The organism is Pseudonocardia sp. GCM10023141 (assembly GCF_042653605.1).
The window spans coordinates 1-1,831 of the sequence record NZ_JBHSIR010000011.1; the positions used below are offsets into that span (position 1 = coordinate 1).

The window sequence follows — 1,831 nt, forward strand, 5'->3', positions numbered from 1 at the left end:
CCCCGCACGAGCCAGGGTGGGGCCAGATCAGACCATCACAGTGGGGCCAGATGGGGTTGTCATTCTCAGGTGCCCCAACGACCGGTACCGCAGCTGCGCCGGATGCAGTACGAACCTGACGCCGGTGCCGGCGGGGCACCGCCCCCGATCCGGCTGCTGCCCCCGCTCGTCGACGACGCGGTGACCGCGACAGAGCAGGACGTGGTCCAGGACCAGCTCACCAGGGTGCTGCGGCTCGCGATGGAGGTGCTCGACCGCAGGCGCCCGGACACCCAGCTCGCGCCCCACTTCACGGCGCGGACGCTGCGCTACTGGCGCATCGCCACCGAACAGCGGCGGGCGCGCGCACCGGCCCGGGTCGACCGGGTCGTCACCAGCTTTCCGCACCCCGATGCCGTCGAACTGGCCGCCGTCTGCGCCATCGACGGCCGCATCCGCGCACTGGCCGCTCGCTTCGAACGAAGGTCTGCCGCCGCGCCGTGGCGGTGCACGGCCCTGCGTCTCGGGTGAGCGGTGCGTCGCGCTTGCCGCTCCCATCCCGACCATGATCCTGTGCCTGCGACGATAGGAGTGGGGACGAGGGGGGTGCGATGGACCTGAACAGGCGACCGCTGCGGATCGTGCTGATGCGGCACGGGCAGTCCGAGGCCAATGTCGACCCGACCGTGTTCGAGCGCGTCCCCGACCACGCCATCCCGCTCACCGCTGCCGGGCACGAGCAGACGGCCGCGGCCGGCACGACGCTGCGGAAGCTGCTCGACGAGCAGCCGGTGCGGGTCTACGTGTCGCCGTACCGGCGCACGCTCCAGACGCTCGCGGGCCTCGGCATCGACGACCTGGTCGAGACGGCGCGCCAGGAGCCGCGCCTGCGGGAGCAGGACTGGGCGAACTACCAGGACAGCGCCGACATCGCGCGCCAGCGCACGCTGCGCGATTCGTACGGCCACTTCTTCTACCGGTTCAACGACGGGGAATCCGGCGCCGACGTCTACGACCGCGTATCGACGTTCCTCGAGACCCTGCACCGCGACTGGGACGTCGCACACTCACCGCGCAACATCCTGATCGTGTCGCACGGCCTGACCATGCGCCTGTTCTGCATGCGCTGGTTCCACTGGTCGGTGGACTTCTTCGAGTCGCTGTCGAACCCGGACAACGCCGAGTTCCGGACACTGCTGCGCCAACCCGACTACCGCTACAAGCTGGACCGGCCCTTCCGGCAGTGGGCCACGTACGAACCCACGGCGCGCGAAAGATCCGCGTGGCTGTAGCCGGCCCTGCCACGGGCCGCTCCCACCGGCGACCGCTGCCGGTGTCGGTTGGCTGAGCGCCCCTCGCGCTCAGCGATCAGTTCGACGTGACTCCTAGCCCCAGCTCCAACCGCGCACTGCCGTCACCACCCCTTCTCCTCGCTCAGACACCGGTCCCGCTGCTCAGCCCCAACTCCAGCCACGCACTGCCATCACCACCCCTTCTCCTCGCACCGACACCAGCCCCGCCGCTCAGCCCCAGCTCCAGCCACGCACTGCCATCACCGCCCTTCCCACCTCGCTCAGACACCAGCCCCGCCGCTCAGCCCCAACTCCAACCACGCACCGTCATCACCGCCCGTCACCACTCGCACCAACACCAGCCCCACCGCTCAGCCCCAACTCCAGCCACGCACTGCCATCACCGCCCTTCCCACCTCGCTCAGACACCAGCCCCGCCGCTCAGCCCCAGCTCCAGCCACGCACTGCCATCACCGCCCTTCCCACCTCGCTCAGACACCAGCCCCGCCGCTCAGCCCCAACTCCAACCACGCACCGTCATCACCGCCCGTCACCACTCG

2 protein-coding genes are annotated in these 1,831 nt (G+C 70.2%); both read left to right on the forward strand.

Annotated elements, in window-relative coordinates; translation table 11 throughout:
* The first annotated feature begins 102 nt into the window (after window positions 1–102).
* Window positions 103–510, forward strand: a complete 408-nt coding sequence (locus ACFPFQ_RS07330) for an Rv3235 family protein (RefSeq protein ID WP_379616110.1) — start codon at window positions 103–105, stop codon at window positions 508–510.
* Window positions 511–590: 80 nt separating this feature from the next.
* The gene (locus tag ACFPFQ_RS07335; RefSeq protein ID WP_379616111.1) at window positions 591–1,271 is read left to right on the forward strand and encodes a histidine phosphatase family protein; all 681 of its coding nucleotides are present in this window, start codon (window positions 591–593) and stop codon (window positions 1,269–1,271) included.
* Window positions 1,272–1,831 lie beyond the last annotated feature (560 nt).